Source organism: Caulobacter sp. GW822-FHT01G02 (assembly GCF_058802865.1).
Genome location: NZ_JBXAON010000001.1, coordinates 1,020,899 through 1,036,226, shown reverse-complemented (window position 1 = coordinate 1,036,226; position 15,328 = coordinate 1,020,899). Strand labels below are relative to the sequence as shown.

The window sequence follows — 15,328 nt, the reverse complement described above, 5'->3', positions numbered from 1 at the left end:
TTTCACCACAGGTCTCGTGGGCTCGGAGATGTGTATAAGAGACGGGGGCGGCTTCGATCAGAAAGCCGCCCAGCGCCACGAAGGCGTAGGCCAGGGCCAGCAGGATCAGCGCCAGCGCCGGCGGCAGGAACAGTCGGGCCAGGTCGAACAGACCCGCCTCAAGACTTTGCATACGAGGACTCCTCGGAGATACGAGCATTGGAAAGAAGCTGCCGCGCCGCTCCGGCGACGAGCAGGGCGATCAAGGCCAGCAGGCCCAGCATGGCGTGCGACGGCTTAGGCGCGTTGGCCGGCGGCGGAACCACCTTTTCCAGCAGGCGCCCCTTGACCTTCGGCGTCGGCGGCGGAGTCGGCGAGATCCGGGCGGGCGCCGACGGAGCGGCGGCTTTAGCGGGGGACGCCGTCGCGCCGCGCGACAGACCAAAGCCGCCAAGCGCCGCCTCCAGCACCGCCGTCGTTGGCTTGGCCCCGCGCTGTGCGCCCTTTCGCGCCGTCAGCTCGCGCCAGCGCTCGGCCATCTCATGCAGGGTGCGTTCGTCCGGACGCCAGTAGCCCTTGCGGACCGCCTCGGTCATCCGCTCGATCATCTGGGCCTGGGCGGTAGGATTGCTGGCCTCGAACCAGGCGTTCAAGCCCAGCTTGCGGCGATCCATGACGAAGGTCTCATGCATGGCCTGCCACTGCTCGGGCCGCACCATGGACGGATCGGCGACCTGCCAGCCGAACAGGTTGTTGGTCACGTCCAGCACCTCCAGCGTGCCGGCATAGCCCTCGGCCTTCATGGCCCTGATCCATTCGGGATTGAGGTAGCGGCCGCGCAACTCGTCGGCCAGCACAGAGGCCGCGTCGCGGATCCTCGGCTCGGCGCCGCGCGCATCGGTGATGAACAGGGTCGGGCTCTTGCCGTCCAGGCGGCGCACGGCCATCGACAGGCCGCCGAGATATTCGAACGGGTGATCGGTCGAGAGGACCCCGTTCAGGTTCGAGGACCGCGACAGCACGGCGGCCTGCACGCCGCGAAGCTGGGCCGCGAACAGGTTCTTCTCGGCCGGCTTCTCGCCCCAGGCGTCGTCGGCATAGACGTACTGCAGCCGATCGAGGAACCGGTCGGCCAGTTCATCATCCTTGTTCCAGGTCGTCGAAGCCAGGGTCGCCTCGGGCACGCCGCTGCCATAGTCGCCGGGCGCGTTGCTGAAGATCCGCGCCGCGGCCAGGCGGCGGGCGCGCTCGGGCGCCATGCCGGCGGCGATCAGCTCCGCCTCGATCCGCTGGCTGTTGGCGGCCACGACGTTGCCCGGCTCCTCCAGGGCAGCCAGCCGCTTCACGCCGGCGCCGACCAGGCGCATGAAGCCGTCGAACTGGTCGCGGTAGACGCTGGTGGCCTGCAGCACCGCATCGACGCGTGGCCGCCCCAGCTCCTGGGCGGGGATAATCTCAAGCCCGGTCACCCGCCCGCCCTGATCCCAAATCGGGCGAAGGCCCATGGCGTAGAGCGCCTGGCTCTCGACGATCCCGAGGGTGCGGATCGCCTCGCCCGACCACAGGGAGAAGGCCAGCTTCTCCGGCGGCGCGCCGTGCTGCCGACGATAGGCGTCGTAGAGCTGGTCGAAGGCGCGCATGCCCGCGGCGTAGGCCGCCTTTGTCGGCAGCTTGTCGGGCTCGAAAGCGAAGAGGTTGCGGCCGCTGGGAACTTCGGGATTGCGGACAGGATCGCCGCCCGATCCGGGGCGCACGAAGCCGCCGGAGAGACCAGCTAGCAGGGCCTCGACCTCGCCGGTCTGGGCTAGGTTACGGTCGAGCTCGGCGGCGCGCTCCAGCATCGCCGAGAGCTCCGGATCGGCGATGTCCGCCAGCGGTTCGGCGCTTTTCAGCCGGCGCAGCGTCAGAACATAGGCCGGCGAGGTCTTCAGCGCCCCGAAGTCCTCGGCGAACACCTCCTTGGGGTCGAGACCGAGGCGCCTGTAGTAGGGTTCGCCCAGCTGCTGCATGACCGTGGCCGCGCGCAGTTCGACCTCGGCGGCCTCGCCGAACGTGTGCAGGCCGAGCGGGGTCGCCGTCGCCGCCAGGGCGTGCAGGTGGTCGTGCAGCGCCAGCAGGAAGACCGGGAACTCCGCGCCAAGCCGCGCGTCGCTCCAGCCCATGTCGCCGGCGAGGCCGCTGGACCGCGCCAAGGCCTGGATCTGCCCGGCGGTGCGATCGCGCACCGGCCCGACGTCCAGTTGATCGTACTCGTGGATCAGGGCGTGCAGGTCGCGCAGCTCGTCATAGAGGCCGGCCGGCGCGAACGGCGGGGTCTGGTGGCTGATCGTCACCGCCCTCCCCCGGCGCTTGGCCTGGATGGCCTCGGAGATGTTGTCCTGGATGTAGGGGTAGAAGACCGGCAGATCGCCGACCGTCAGAAATGGAAAGTCCTCGACCGAAAGCCCACGGTCCTTACCCGGCGTCCACTCCTGTGTGCCATGGGTCCCGAAGTGAATCAGCACGTCGGTCGCCAAGGTCTGGCGCGCCATCAGATAGGTCGCCAGATAGAGATGCCCCGGCGCGACCTTGGTGTCGTGATAGGACTCGCCCACCCGGTCGGCGCGCGGCGGCTGCGGCAGGATGGTTAACTTGCCCAGCGTCAAGCGCGGGATCACGAAGACGCGCCGCCCGCCGACCGTGCGCACGGCCCAATGACGTTCGGGCGCGCCCCAGCGAGAGACCACCGCCTGCTTCACGGCGGCGGACTGGCGATCAAGCCAGGCCGTGTAGTCGGCCAGCGGCGCGGTCGTCGCCAGACCACGCGCGAGCAGACCATCGAGGGCCTCGGGCCGGTAATAGCCGCCCAGCATGGCCTGAGCGTCTTCGATCAGGATCTTTTCCTGGGTCGGCGGAACGTCGTAGCCGGCGGCGGCGAGCCGCTGGGTCAAGACCGCCAGGCTGCGGGGCACGTTGAGGTTCGACGCGCCGATGTTCTTCTCGCCGCCCGGGTGGTTCCAGAACATCAGGGTCAGGCGCTTGTCGGCGTTGGCCTTTGTCCTGAGCAAGGCCAGGCGCCGAGCCTTGCCGACCATCGCCGCGACCTGTTCCGGGATGGGCGTCAGCTCGCCCTTCTCAACGGCGGCCACCACCATCGGGTCGCTGACGCCCCAGCTTTCGGGCGTGGCCAGGAGCACGGCGGCCATCTGCGGCGAGATGCCGGTGGGCGAGGCCCGCCAGGCGGCGATGTCGCCCTCGCGGTAGGTGAAGCCGGCCATCACCGGCACGCCCAGGGCCTCGAACTCGGCCTTGCGCGCCGCGCCGTTCTGCAGGTGCTGCAGATTTATCAGCACATCAACCTTGCCGGCCTTGGCGATCTTGCCGATCGCCTCCGGATCGCTCGCCTCGAACCAGAAGACGATGGGCGCGAGGCCATCCTTCTCGGCCGCGCGGACGAAGGCGTCCAGAAGACCGGTCTCGCCGCTGGCCAGGGCGCCGCCATAGGTGATCACGCCCAGGCGCGGCGCGCCCCGGCGCCAACGCCCCTCACCCCACGCCAGATAGTCCTCGACCTTGGCGAACGGCGCCGCGGCGTCGGGGTGATAGACGCCCGCCTTGGGCAGGATCTGGGCCGGCGGGAGACTGGCGATGTCCCCGCCCACCCGCCAGGTCCGGTAGGCGGCGAAGAACAGCCCGAGATTGGCCTGCCCCCCGTTGCCGTAATAGCTGACCAGGCGCCGGCCCAGCTCCGGCGAAAGCCCGCCGCCATAGGCCGGCGGACCGCCGCCGACGCGCAGCCAGGGGGTCTTGCTGGCCTCCAGCGCCTTTCCGGCCTTGGCCATCACGGCGGCCAGGTCATTGCCGCGCGGGGTGTCGAGAACAAGCAGGTCGGCGCCCTCGCCCCAGGCGGCGGGATCGCGCTTGTCGGTCTCGACATAGAGGCTCTCGACCGAAAGCCCCTGCTCCTTGGCCCAGCGGTCCAGGCGCGCGATCTTGCCGGGCAGGACAAAGTCAGTGGTGACGACCCTGATGACGGGCGCGGCCGGAACCTGCGCGTTCGTCGCGCCGACCGCGATGAACAGCAGCCAGAGAAAACCGAGGAACGAGACCGCGCGCTGCATCAGAAGCTCAGGTTGAAGCCCAGGTGGTAGAGACGGCCGGGCTCGGCATAGGTGTAGCCGCTCGATTTCTCGGCCAGGCGCTGGTCGGTGATGTTCTCCACACCGATCCGAAGGGCGACGTTCGGGGTCAGCCGCTTCTGGGCCTCGAAGAACCACAGGCTGTAGTCGGGCAGCACGCCGGTGCTCACCAGCTGGCGGCCGACATATTCGGCGCGAAGCTGAGCCGAAAAATCCTCGCGCGGCGCCCATTCCAGACGCGCGTTGAGGCTATTGCGCGGGCGCTCGGTCAGCTCGGCGCCGGTCGCGCGGTTCTCGGTGTCCAAGTGCGTGTAGTTGGCCGACAGCTTGAAGGCCGCCGGCAGCTGGGCGCTGGCGCCGGCCTCGACACCCTTGATCCGGGCGCGCGAGACGTTGCCGTAGAGACGCACCTCACGACCCCGGATGCCGCAGAAGGCGGTGCACTGCGTCTCGACCAGGTTCTTCAGATCGTTCTGGAAGACCGCCGCGCGGACCGACCAGGGACCGGCGTCATAGTCGACGCTGGCCTCGTAGGTCGTGCCGATCTCGGGCTTGAGGTTGGGGTTGCCGTAGACGGTGAACCGCCCGCCGGCCGCCACCACGTCGTATTCGGGCGACAGCTGGGTGAGGCTCGGCGCCTTGAAGCCCCGGCCGACGCCGCCCTTCAAGGTCAGCTTCGACGTGGCGTGAAACACGGTGTAGAGGCGCGGGCTGGTCTGCCAGTCATAGGCCTCGTGGTGATCGAAGCGAGCTCCGCCCACGATCGACCAGCGCTCGGTCACGCTCCACTCATCCTGGATGAAGGCGCCGCCCTGGTCGGCGCTGGCCCGTCCGGAAGCGTTGACCTCGGGATTGCGCAGGCTCTGGCGACGCAGGTCGCCGCCCAGGCTGACGCGGTGGTCGCCGAGCGGAACGCTGACATGACCGTCGAGGACTCGCTCGACAATCCGCACCGGCGAGCTTGGCGTCTGCTTCTTGGTCCGAATGTTGACCCGCTTGAGCTCGCTGCGATAGGCGCGAAGGCTGGTGTCGCCCCACGACCATTTGCCGGTGTGCGACAGGGCCAGTTGCTCGCGATCGATGTCGTCGGAAAAGCGGTAGTCGGTGATCGGCGCGGCGGTCGTGACGGTGTCGCGATAGCGGACGTCGTGACCGGCCGAATAGGTCAGGTCGATCCGCTGAGCCGCGTCCGGCGTCCAGCTCAGGGTGGCCGAGCCGTTGACCGAACGGCGGCCTTCCAACTCGGCCTGGCGCGGGTCCGAAGCCATGAAGGTCGGGTTGCGGCCGGTGGCGTCGGCGTAAACGCTGAGGCCTAGCTTGTCCTTGACCAGCGGGCCGCCGACATAGCCGCCGAACTGGTAGGCCTTGCCCTCGCCGCCCTCCGGCGAGGAGCCGTTGATCGTGGCCGAACCGCGCCAGTCGTCTGTCGCGCTGCGGGTGATGACATTGACAACGCCGCCCAGCGCGTCCGCGCCGTACAGCGACGACATGGGGCCACGGACAATCTCGATACGCTCGATCGCCTCGACCGGCGTCCAGGCCAAGTCGTAGTCGCCGTGGGCGACGAGACCGCCCACCGCGCTCAGACGGCGACCGTCGACCAGCATCAGGGTGTGCTCGACGGGCATGCCGCGCAGGCTGATCCCCCGCCGGGTCATGCCGATGCCGCCCACATTGACGCCCGGCTGGCCGCGCAGGGCGTCGGCCAGATCCTGCACCGGCCGGGCCTCCAGATCCTGCCGGGTGACGACGGAGATGGTGGCCGGCGCGTCGGCCAGCTTCTGTTCGCCCGCCGTCGGGGTGACGACGACCTGAGACACCGTCGTGGCGTCATTCGCCCGAGCCGCACCCACGAATAGGGTCATGCCGGATGTGGCCAACAGCGCGATCCGTCGCGTCGGCCGCCAATTGAAGATCAAGATACGCCCCCAGAAAGCGGTGTTTCACCCTGGGTGATTTGAAACGTTATAACATAGCACTTAGTCAAGCTGGAATTTCAGATGAGCGGCCCGGATGACCGCCGCGCGCGATAGACGGCCGCGCTGGCGACGGCCGCTGCTTCATCGCCGCGCGGTGACTTCCCCTTGCCGACAGGCTGGAACCGAGGCGTTCGTCGACACCTGGATCTCCCGCCCATTGTCCGAGCGGATGTAGAACACCGCGCCCGCTTGCCTCAGGGGGCGATCAGTAACAGTCCCCACGTCCCACCGATCGGTCGCTACGCGTCGCCGGGCGCCACGGTCATTTCGCCACCGCGCGTCGAGACGATCCTGCAGAACCGAGCCGCTTTGGGGTTGCGAACACCGATGTCGGCGACCTTGAAATAGTCGCAGGTGATCGCCTGGCGGGTGATGTCGACAAGCAGGAAGCCGTGGTCGCGAACGCGGGCGAAGCGCACGTCCGGATTACGCTCGACGAGCGCGGTCTCCGCGACCTCGTAGATGCGCGGATCCGGGCTGACGGTCTCGTAGCCGCCCGGCGAGGTGACGCTGCCGGCCCCGAACTCGAAACCCACCGCCTTTTCGTCACGGGGATCGTGCAAGCGATTGCCCCAGAACATGTGCGTGTCGCCGGTCAGGACCGCGAGATTGGCCTTGGCCTTGCGCACCGAGTCGTAGAGACGCAGGCGCGCCGCGGGGTAACCGTCCCAGGCGTCGAGGTTGATCGGCAGGCCAAGCCGCGTGCTTTCCAGCCAGCGCTTGGAGCCGGGGCGGGTCAGGGCGTCGTCGAGCAGGTCCTTGGGCAGCAGGGACATGAAGTCCGGAGCCCGCATGCGCGCGACGATGACCTGGTTGGCCAGAACCTGCCAGGCCGCGCCGCGCTGAACCGAGGCGGCGAGCGCCGTCTCGAGCCAGGCCTCCTGCGCGGGGCCCATCATCGAGCGGTTTGGTGCGTCGAGCACCTCCTTCTCGAACCTCACCGGATCGGGCCGCCCCTCGGCGTCGCGGATCATGTCGCGCGAGGCGCTGGGGACCTTGGTCCGGCCGGTCAGCCGCGTCTCGATGACGATCAGCGACAGCAGGTCGCCATAGTCGTAGACGCGATTCAGGGTGTGAGCGGCCTGGCCGGGCTTGGGATCGCGCATCGGCAGCCATTCGAAATAGGCCTGGATGGCGGCGTCGCGACGCGCCTCCCAGGCGCCTTCGATCTTGTCGTCGTGGGCGGGCGAGCCGCCCATCCAGGCGTTGTTGGCCGTCTCGTGGTCGTCCCAAATGGTGATGAAGGCCGAGCGCGCATGCAGGTTCTGCAGGTCGGGATCGGTCCGATACTGGGCGAAGCGCTGGCGGTAGTCGGCCAGGGTGACGATCTCGTGCGCCGGCTGGTGGACGCGGCCCAGAGTCTGGCTTTCCGGACCGCCGTAGCCGTCGACGCCGTACTCATAGATGTAGTCGCCCAGGTGGACGACGGCGTCGACCGGAGACGGCAGGTCGGCGATGGCGCGATAGGCGTTGAAATAACCGAAGCCGTAGTGAGAACAGGAGACGACCGCCAGCCGGGCCGCCTTCACGCCCTTGGCCGGCAACGTCCGCCCTCGCCCGACACGGGACACCGCGTCCGCGCTTCGGAAGCGGTACCAGTAGGTCGCGCCGGGCTTCAGGCCGTCGACCTCGACCTTGCAGGTATGGTCGCGCGCGGCGCTGGTCGCGGCGACGCCCGACCGGACGATCCTGGCGAAGGCCTCGTCCTCGGCGACCTCCCAGCCCACGCGGGTCTCCGCCTCCTCCCCGACCGCGCGGGTCCAGAGCAGCAGGCCGGTCGTCGTCGGATCGCCGCACGCCACGCCATGGGTGAACGCGGCGGCGGTAAGCCCGCCCCGAGCCAGCGCCGGCGATGAGGACAGGGTCGCGCCGCCGCCCAGCAGGGCCAGCACGCCACGCCGCGAGGGCCGAGAGGATTCAGTCATCGGGGATCACCAGACGCGATCGAAAGGGTCGGACCCGGCGGACGGCCGCCGGGTCCGTTCAGGGCTAGAACCGATAGGCCAGGTTCAGGCGGACCATCCGCGGCAGTCCCGGCATCACCGACACTTCCTTGTAAACCTCGGCCGCCGGCGTGAAGTAGGTCTTGTCGAACAGGTTGTCGACATTGACCGACACCGTCATGTCCCGAACCTTCACGAAGGCGGCCAGCTTGGCCAGGGTGTATTCCGGAAGACGGATGCTGTTGCTTAAAATGCCGCCAGTCTCCGACACATAGGTGGCGCCGGCGGTCAGGCCCGCGGTCGCCCTGTCGCCCATGAACGGGAACGGATCGGTCGTGTAGGAGCCGAAGACGCTGACCACCGTGTCGGGCATGGTGCGCACGACATAGCCGCGGGTCAGCTCGGCCAGCGAACCGGCGTTGTTGACCGCGAAGGTGCCGCCATAGGCCAGGGCCGGATTGGCGATGCCGAACTGCTCGGGACGCAGCTCCAGATACTCGCCCTTGCCCTTGCCGGGCGCGTCGACCTTGGTCTCCTGCAGGGTCAGGGCGGCGGTGAAGCTGAGGTTGCTGGAGGCCAACCAGTGCGCCTCCAGTTCGAAGCCCTCAGAGGTGTTGCCGCTGACATTGCCCAGCAGGTCCGTCGAGCGGCGGAACTGCTCATAGTAGGCGGCGCCGCCGAGCAGCGAGCCGTCAAACAGCGAGAACTTGACGCCGGCCTCCTTCAACTCCGACGGCGAAATGAACAGCTTGTTCTGCACCGAGCCGACCGACACGCCGCCGGTCTGGGTCGACTCCAGCGAGCGGGGCTTGGCGTAGGTCAGGTAGGGCGTCAGACCCCACGGCGTCTCGTAGCGCGCCGACAGCGACCAGGTGACGGCGTCGTCGGTGTTGGAGACCCACTTGTTCTTCGTGCCGAAGACGGTCTCGCCCTTGTTGATCGCGTCGACCTCGTAGCGATCCCAGCGCAGACCGGCCAGGACGCTGAAACGGTCGAACAGGGTGACGTCGCTCAGGCCGAAGACCGAGCGGCTGTTCCATTCCATGTGATGGCGGGAGTCCCACATCTCGAGACCCGACTTGACGCGGGGCGTAGCGATGCGGTCGGCCGCGGTTGAACCACGCGACAGGTCGCGGCGGTTCAAGCCGATATAGCCTGAGAGGAACGACTCGTACTGCTTGGCCTTGTGGTCGCGATAGGCGGCGCCGACGATGGTGTCCGCGCGGAGGTGATCGCCGAACCGCGCGGGAAACTTGTAGGTCACCCGCCCCTCGAAGGCGCGCGCATAGTAGTCGGCCGCGAACCCGAAGCTGTTGAAGCGGTCGTTGCTGAACTCGTCCATGAAACCGGCCAGGGTCAGCACAGAGCCGTTGGACATCTCCTTCTTCACCGCGCCATAGGCGGTGAAGGTCTCGCTGTCGTTGTGGTCGGCCGCGTCGGCCATGATGTTGCGGCGATCGAGCTTCGTCGCGCCCACGCCCTCGTCCAGGGCGAACTTGGCGTTGTTCTTGCCGCCGTATTCGAGGATCTGGCGGATGTTGGACGTGCCGCCCGACGCGCCGAACGCCGCGTCGATCTCGCCGTATTCGACCATGCCCGAACCGTCGAGGTCCTTCAGGTCGGTGTCACGGCCAGTGATGTAGACGCCGTTGTCGATCAGGTCCTGCGTCACCCGGTTCCAGCCCGGCGACTGGATGCGGCCGGACTCCTTGAAGCGCATCAGATTGATCTCGGTCGACCAGCCGCCGCCGAGATCGCCCACATAGCTGGCCTGGAGGTTCCAGTGCTTGGGGTGGATGTTGCGGTAGTAGGAGTCCGAATCCTCCCGCTCGACATAGAAGGCCAGGCCGCCCTTGCCGAGGGGCACGACGAGATCGGCGGCGGCGTTGCGGCGTCCGTAGGAGCCCACGGTGACGTTGACGCCGCCGCCCAGCGTGTCGGCGTAGCGGGTGTTGGCGCCGCGCGCCGACTTCGGGATGAAGTTCAGCAGGCCGCCGACCTTGCCCGGACCGTAGATCGGCGAAGACGGGCCGCGCAGCACCTCGACATAGGCCGCCGCGCCAAGGTTGGACGAGGCGCTGCCGCGGTTCTCGATACGCTTGAAGCCCTGGAAATAGGTGTCGGCCAAGGTCCCGCGGACGTTCAGGTTGCCCGGGACGCCGAAAAAGCTGGCCGTGAAGGCGCCCGGCACGGCGGTCACCAGGTCGTCGACATTCTGCATGCCGTAGCGCGCGATCGTGTCGACGCTGACGCGCGAGGCCGAGCGGGGCGTTTCCAGCAGCGACCGGTCCAGCCCGAGAAACCCGTCCGTGGCGCTCTTCTGCAGGCGGCCCAGCGGGTCATAGTGGGCGGTCACCACGACGTCGTCGAGCACGGCCGGTTCGGCGCGCACCTCGCCCGGCACGATCACGTAGACGCCGTTGGGATCGCGCCGGTAGGCCAGGTTCGAGCCTTCCAGCAGCCGCGCCAGCGCCTGACCGACGGTCATCGCGCCGACCAGGGTCGAGGATCGCCGTCCGTCCAGCGAGACGTCGGTCGCCAGGATGACGGTGTTGGTCTGTTCGGACAGCGCGATGACCGCCCGGTCCAGAGACTGGGCTTCGAGGCGGATCTGGTGGACGGCCGCGGCCTGGGCGCGCGGGGCGCTCGCCTGCCGCGCCGCGGCTGGCGCGGCCGCGCAGGCCAGGACGAGAACGGCGGCGGACGCCGAGAAAGCGGCCCGCAGGCCGATACGGTGGCTGGTCAACTTGATCCCCCTAGACGATGACGGCGCGGCCTCTTGGCCTGACAGCCTCAAACACCGCCTAGACGCCGCTCGCCCGGGTTCATTCCCGGTGAAACGCCGATTTCATCAAATCTTCAAGAAACCCAGCCCCCGAAGCCTATCGGACCACGTCGGCTTTCCCTGGAACGCGTTCCAGCCGCGCCCCCATCTCCTGGGTCATGCTTTCGATGGCCTGGGGGGTCTGGTCGACGGCGAAGCTGGCCGTGACCCTCCGGCCGTCCAATGCCGGCGAGGCGACCACGACTCCGGGCGCGTAGTAACGATTGAGCTCGGCGACCACGTCGGCGAACGGCGCGTTGACGAAGACAAGCCTCTGCCGCCGCCACGGCGCGGCGCTGGCGAGATCGAACCGCGACCGCCGCAAGGCGTGGCCAACCAGGGTCACCCGCTCGCCGGGCCCGGCCATCAGGACCTGGCCGGCGCCGCGCGCGCTGACGCGCACCCTGCCCTCCGAAACCAGGACCTGCGGTCCCGCCGGCGTCTTGCGGACCTCGAAGGCCGTGCCAACCGCCTCGGCCTTCAAGCCGTCCATCCGGACCGTGAAAACCCGGCCGGTGTCGTGGGCGACATCGAAATAGGCGTCGCCCTCCGCCAGACGCACCGCACGGACGTGGTCGGTCATCAGGCTGGTCATGCGGGTGGCCCCGGCCAGCGAGGCGCGCGAGCCGTCGCTCAGCGTCAGGTGCCGGATCTCGCCCACCTCGGTGACCAGTTCGCGGCCGGCGTTCAGGCGCTCGACGGCCAACGGCGTCAGGCAGGCCAGCACCAGGCCAGCCGCGATCGCGCCCCACCTGACGAGGGTCGACGTCCCGACGCGCTTGGCGCGCACGCGCGCCGGCGGGACTTCGGCCGCCGCGATCGGCTGCTCCAGGCTCTTGCTGTTCAGCGACGGCGACCAGGCCAGGCGCGCCCACAGCGCCTCGGCCTCGGCATAGGCCGCCGCATGGTCCGGAGACTCGGCCCGCCAAGCCTCGAAGGTCCGCCGCCGATCCCTGTCGAAAGCGCCGCCGGTCCGCAGGGCCAACCACTGCATGGCCTGCTCGGTTACGTCCGTCTCGCGCGCCGTCATGCCGCCTGCGCCCCCACGGCCCGAAGATGCTCGCGCAGCTGGAGCAGCGCGGCGGCGATCTTTCGGCTGATGTCGGCGGGCGATCGGTTGGTCATTCGCGAGATTTCGGCATAGGTCAGTCCTTCGATCCGGCTCAGTCGCAAGAGCTCGCGCGCTTCTGGAGGCAAAGCCTCGAGCGCCCTTTCGAGCGCCTGCTGCTGCTCCTGTTGCATGAGAACCTCTTCCGGGGTCAATTCCGGCGTCGTCAGGGTCGGCGTCGCGGACAAGGCCGCCCAACGCCGCTTCTGGCTGTTCGCCCGGCGAATCGAGTCGCGCAGCGCATTGCGGGCCATGACGAACAGGAACGCGCGCGGATCGGCGATGTCGTCGCGATCGTCCAGCCGGCAGAATTTCAGGAGCGCGCTCTGAATCGCGTCGTCCACGCCGTCTTGATCGGGTCCAAACCGACGCGTCAGGGCTGTCCGGATCTCGACGCCGTACCGCCCGAGCCAGTAGTTCGCGGACCGCCTCGCCGGCGTCTCGTCAGCGTCTCCATCGCCCTTGGCCAAGATCGCCACCACCCAACCCGAAAAGCGGGGCGTTTAGCGGCCGGGTGTGACAATCGTTTAAAACGGTCCGCGGCGCCTTGCGAAAAGCGCTGCCCGCGCCCGACTGGAGAAACGGACGTTGGCTCGCGTCCAGAAACGGGGCGTTCGGCCGCCAACTTGGGCGGCGGCGCGCGCCCAATCCCGAAGCCCCGCGCCTGGGCGACTACCGAGAAAGCCGCGCGGCGATGAAGTCGTCGACCGCGTCCGTATAGGCGCCAGGCAGCCCCAGCGTGCGATTGACGTCGGCATGGGTCAGATCCAGAGGCAGCACCGGCATGTCGCGCCCCGCCGCTTGCGCCTTGGCCTGGAACCGGCGGGCATCGGCGCAGGGATCGTCGGGTCGCCTGGTCGAGCAGGTCAGCATCATGGGCACGGCCCGTGGCGTCCACTGGTCCATCGGAGAGGCCTTGGCCCAGTAGGCTGGATCGGCGCCGAAGGCTTCGTCATAGAAGCGAGGGTGGCGCCTCGCCATGGTCGTCGAGACCCGCATCGCGGCGGAATCCAGCACGACCGTCCCCGCCCAGACCTTGCCGACCATGTCGGGGCGCGAGGACAACAGCGCCACCAGATGGGCTCCGGCCGAGTGGCCCATCAGGATCACCTTGCTCGGATCGCCGCCCCAGCCGTCGGCGTGTCCCTGCGCCCACCGCACGGCTTGGGCGACATCCTGAGCCTGCTCATAGGCCATGGCGTCGGGCAGCATCCGGTAGTTGACGCTCACCACGATCCAGCCCTTCGTCAGCCAGTGCTTGAGCTTGTTCTCGACCGAGCCTGTATTGGCCTTGTCGCCGATCTTCCACGCGCCGCCATGCACCATGATCAGAATCGGCGCGTTGCGGGCGGCCGGCGGGAGGTAGACATCCAGCCGCTGGGCCGCGTCGCTCCCATAGGCGTCGGTCTGCTTTCGAGCGCCGGGCATAATGGCCCGCAGGTCGATGGGCCGCTCCTCCTCGGCCTTCTTCTCCAGCAGGCGCTGACGAAGTTGTCCGCGTATGCCGAGTCCCAGCTGCCGGGCCTCGACGACACCAGCGCCCATCACGGCCAAAGCCGCCACGGCGATCGCCGCGGTGGTCAGGGGTTTGATCTTCATTTCAGGGCCTCGAGCTGGTCGCGGGCGGCGGCGATCTCGTCCCGGGACAGACGCCCGTCGTGGTCGCGGTCCGCGCGGTCGAACAATGGGGCTGGTCCGTCCACGAACTCGGAGCGGGTCACGCGGCCGTCGCCGTCGCGGTCGGCGTGGGTGATGATCGTCTTCAGCGCCTTGGCCTTGGGACGGTTCGACTTGGCTAGGCGGGGGAACTCCGACAGCGTCACCAGGTCATCGCCGTTGCGATCGAGACGATCGAACTGGGCTGATCGAGCGGCCTTGAACTCTTCGGGGGTGACATAGCCGTCGTGGTTGGCGTCGGCCTTTTCCAGCCCGCCGCCGAACGTGCGGGGGGCCGCGTGAGCTCCCGAGACGGCCAGGGCCAGGGCGGCCGACAGGATCAAGATCTTCACTTTCAAACTCCGGAAAGAGCAGCCCGCCGCGCGGTTTGGGGGCAATGGCGCGGCGGGCCGGGACGCGTTCGGTCAGGGGTGGGTGATCAGGGGCGGTTCACCGTTCCGCTGACCGACCGCGTGGCGCCGTCATAGCCGGTGCGCGAATGGTCGTAGCTCACCGTGCCGTCATGGTTGTCGACGACATGGGTGCTGCGGCTGGCCGAGGCGCCGTTGTTGAAGGTGCGGGTCGCCCCGCCCTGATAGGCGCCCTCGCCCCAGCTGGCGCTGCGATTGCTGGCGACGCCGCGGCCCGAATTGGTCTGGGTTCCGCGCGACACGGCGATCGCGCCCGGCTGACGGCTGACATCGCGGCTGTGGACATAGCCGTGGCCGCGCGCGCCCTGAACGCTGACGAAGCGGCCGTGCTGGCCGGCCTGGGCGGGCGCGGCGATCATCGCGGCCAGCACGGTAAGGGTCGAAAGGCCTGCCGCCAGGATGGAAGTCTTGCGCATGATAGCTCCGTTGATTGTGTCGGTGTCCCTCGACGCCGCCACCTGACCATGGTCGTGCAATCGCCTGTTTGCACCTGTCCGACGAACTGTATCGAAGTGTAAACGGGCCGGGTGGCGACTTCCGCCCAACCCGGGCTTGGGGCATTGGCTTGTCATGGCCGACAACACGCTGATCGCGGTCGTGGAAGACGACGCCGAAATTCGGGACCTGACCTTGGGGCTGCTGCGCCGCGAGGGCTACGAGGCGGTCGGCTGCGAGGACGCGTCCGCCTTCGACCGGCTGGCCGCCCGCCGTCGGGTCGACCTGGTCCTGCTGGACATCATGATGCCGGGCGAGGATGGCCTGTCGGTGTGCCGTCGGCTGCGGGCGGGCGGCGAGGTCGCGATCCTCATGGTCACCGCCAAGGGCGATGATATCGACCGGGTGATCGGGCTCGAGATCGGAGCCGACGACTATCTGGCCAAGCCTTACAATCCGCGCGAGCTGCTGGCGCGGGTGAAGGCGATCCTGCGCCGCACGCGCGAGGTCCATCGGGTGGCCAGCGCCCCGTCCGGCGAGGTGCTGGCCTTCGCGGGCTGGCGGCTGGATACCGCCAGCCGCGACCTGACCGATCCGGAAGGCCAGGCCGTGGTGCTGACCGGGGGCGAGCATGACCTTCTGATGGCCTTCCTGCGCCATCCTCAGCGGGTGCTCAGCCGCGACCAGCTGCTGGACTGGACGCGAGGCCGCAGCGCCGAGCCTTTCGATCGCGCCATCGACGTCTTGCTCAGCCGCCTGCGCCGCAAGCTGGGCGCGGGCGCTGGCGGATCGGCCTTGATCAAGACCGTGCGGGGCGGCGGCTACCTGTTCAGCGCCCCGGCCGAGCGGGTCTGA

General features: G+C 68.7%; 10 protein-coding genes. 1 reads left to right on the top strand and 9 read right to left on the bottom strand.

Features of this window, described 5'->3' with window-relative positions:
* Positions 1-158: 158 nt before the first annotated feature.
* From cobN to AC1RNC_RS04690, 9 genes are all read right to left on the bottom strand, one after another.
* Positions 159-4,079, bottom strand: coding sequence for a cobaltochelatase subunit CobN (cobN, locus tag AC1RNC_RS04730; RefSeq protein WP_492884116.1), 3,921 nt, complete (start codon positions 4,077-4,079; stop codon positions 159-161).
* A complete protein-coding gene (locus AC1RNC_RS04725; RefSeq protein WP_492884114.1) occupies positions 4,079-5,962 on the bottom strand; it encodes a TonB-dependent receptor domain-containing protein in 1,884 nt (627 codons plus the stop codon). The genes cobN and AC1RNC_RS04725 overlap by 1 nt, the downstream gene beginning before the upstream one ends.
* Positions 5,963-6,315: 353 nt before the next feature.
* A complete protein-coding gene (locus AC1RNC_RS04720) occupies positions 6,316-8,001 on the bottom strand; it encodes an alkaline phosphatase D family protein (RefSeq protein ID WP_492884112.1) in 1,686 nt (561 codons plus the stop codon).
* Between the two features lie 64 nt (positions 8,002-8,065).
* The gene (locus AC1RNC_RS04715; RefSeq protein ID WP_492884110.1) at positions 8,066-10,765 is read right to left on the bottom strand and encodes a TonB-dependent siderophore receptor; all 2,700 of its coding nucleotides are present in this window, start codon (positions 10,763-10,765) and stop codon (positions 8,066-8,068) included.
* Positions 10,766-10,901: 136 nt separating this feature from the next.
* The gene (locus AC1RNC_RS04710) at positions 10,902-11,873 is read right to left on the bottom strand and encodes a FecR family protein (protein ID WP_492884108.1); all 972 of its coding nucleotides are present in this window, start codon (positions 11,871-11,873) and stop codon (positions 10,902-10,904) included.
* Positions 11,870-12,430 carry an RNA polymerase sigma factor gene (locus tag AC1RNC_RS04705; protein ID WP_492884106.1) on the bottom strand — a complete coding sequence of 187 codons (561 nt, stop codon included), beginning with the start codon at positions 12,428-12,430 and terminating at the stop codon, positions 11,870-11,872. Before AC1RNC_RS04705 ends, AC1RNC_RS04710 begins: the two co-directional genes overlap by 4 nt.
* 193 nt (positions 12,431-12,623) lie before the next feature.
* Positions 12,624-13,550 carry a carboxylesterase family protein gene (locus tag AC1RNC_RS04700; protein WP_492884104.1) on the bottom strand — a complete coding sequence of 309 codons (927 nt, stop codon included), beginning with the start codon at positions 13,548-13,550 and terminating at the stop codon, positions 12,624-12,626.
* Positions 13,547-13,960 carry an EF-hand domain-containing protein gene (locus AC1RNC_RS04695; RefSeq protein ID WP_492884102.1) on the bottom strand — a complete coding sequence of 138 codons (414 nt, stop codon included), beginning with the start codon at positions 13,958-13,960 and terminating at the stop codon, positions 13,547-13,549. Before AC1RNC_RS04695 ends, AC1RNC_RS04700 begins: the two co-directional genes overlap by 4 nt.
* Before the next feature lie 86 nt (positions 13,961-14,046).
* Positions 14,047-14,454 carry a hypothetical protein gene (locus tag AC1RNC_RS04690; RefSeq protein ID WP_125158034.1) on the bottom strand — a complete coding sequence of 136 codons (408 nt, stop codon included), beginning with the start codon at positions 14,452-14,454 and terminating at the stop codon, positions 14,047-14,049.
* A gap of 154 nt (positions 14,455-14,608) precedes the next feature.
* Here AC1RNC_RS04690 and AC1RNC_RS04685 point away from each other — a divergent pair, with 154 nt between their 5' ends.
* Positions 14,609-15,328 carry a response regulator gene (locus AC1RNC_RS04685; RefSeq protein WP_492884100.1) on the top strand — a complete coding sequence of 240 codons (720 nt, stop codon included), beginning with the start codon at positions 14,609-14,611 and terminating at the stop codon, positions 15,326-15,328.

What these genes read in the sequence shown, in the direction of transcription:
- cobN (WP_492884116.1), bottom strand. Translation starts at nt 4,079, where the DNA reads ATGCAGCGCGCGGTCTCGTTCCTCGGTTTTCTCTGGCTGCTGTTCATC.
- AC1RNC_RS04725 (WP_492884114.1), bottom strand. Translation starts at nt 5,962, where the DNA reads ATGACCCTATTCGTGGGTGCGGCTCGGGCGAATGACGCCACGACGGTG.
- AC1RNC_RS04720 (WP_492884112.1), bottom strand. Translation starts at nt 8,001, where the DNA reads ATGACTGAATCCTCTCGGCCCTCGCGGCGTGGCGTGCTGGCCCTGCTG.
- AC1RNC_RS04710 (WP_492884108.1), bottom strand. Translation starts at nt 11,873, where the DNA reads ATGACGGCGCGCGAGACGGACGTAACCGAGCAGGCCATGCAGTGGTTG.
- AC1RNC_RS04700 (WP_492884104.1), bottom strand. Translation starts at nt 13,550, where the DNA reads ATGAAGATCAAACCCCTGACCACCGCGGCGATCGCCGTGGCGGCTTTG.
- AC1RNC_RS04690 (WP_125158034.1), bottom strand. Translation starts at nt 14,454, where the DNA reads ATGCGCAAGACTTCCATCCTGGCGGCAGGCCTTTCGACCCTTACCGTG.
- AC1RNC_RS04685 (WP_492884100.1), top strand. Translation starts at nt 14,609, where the DNA reads ATGGCCGACAACACGCTGATCGCGGTCGTGGAAGACGACGCCGAAATT.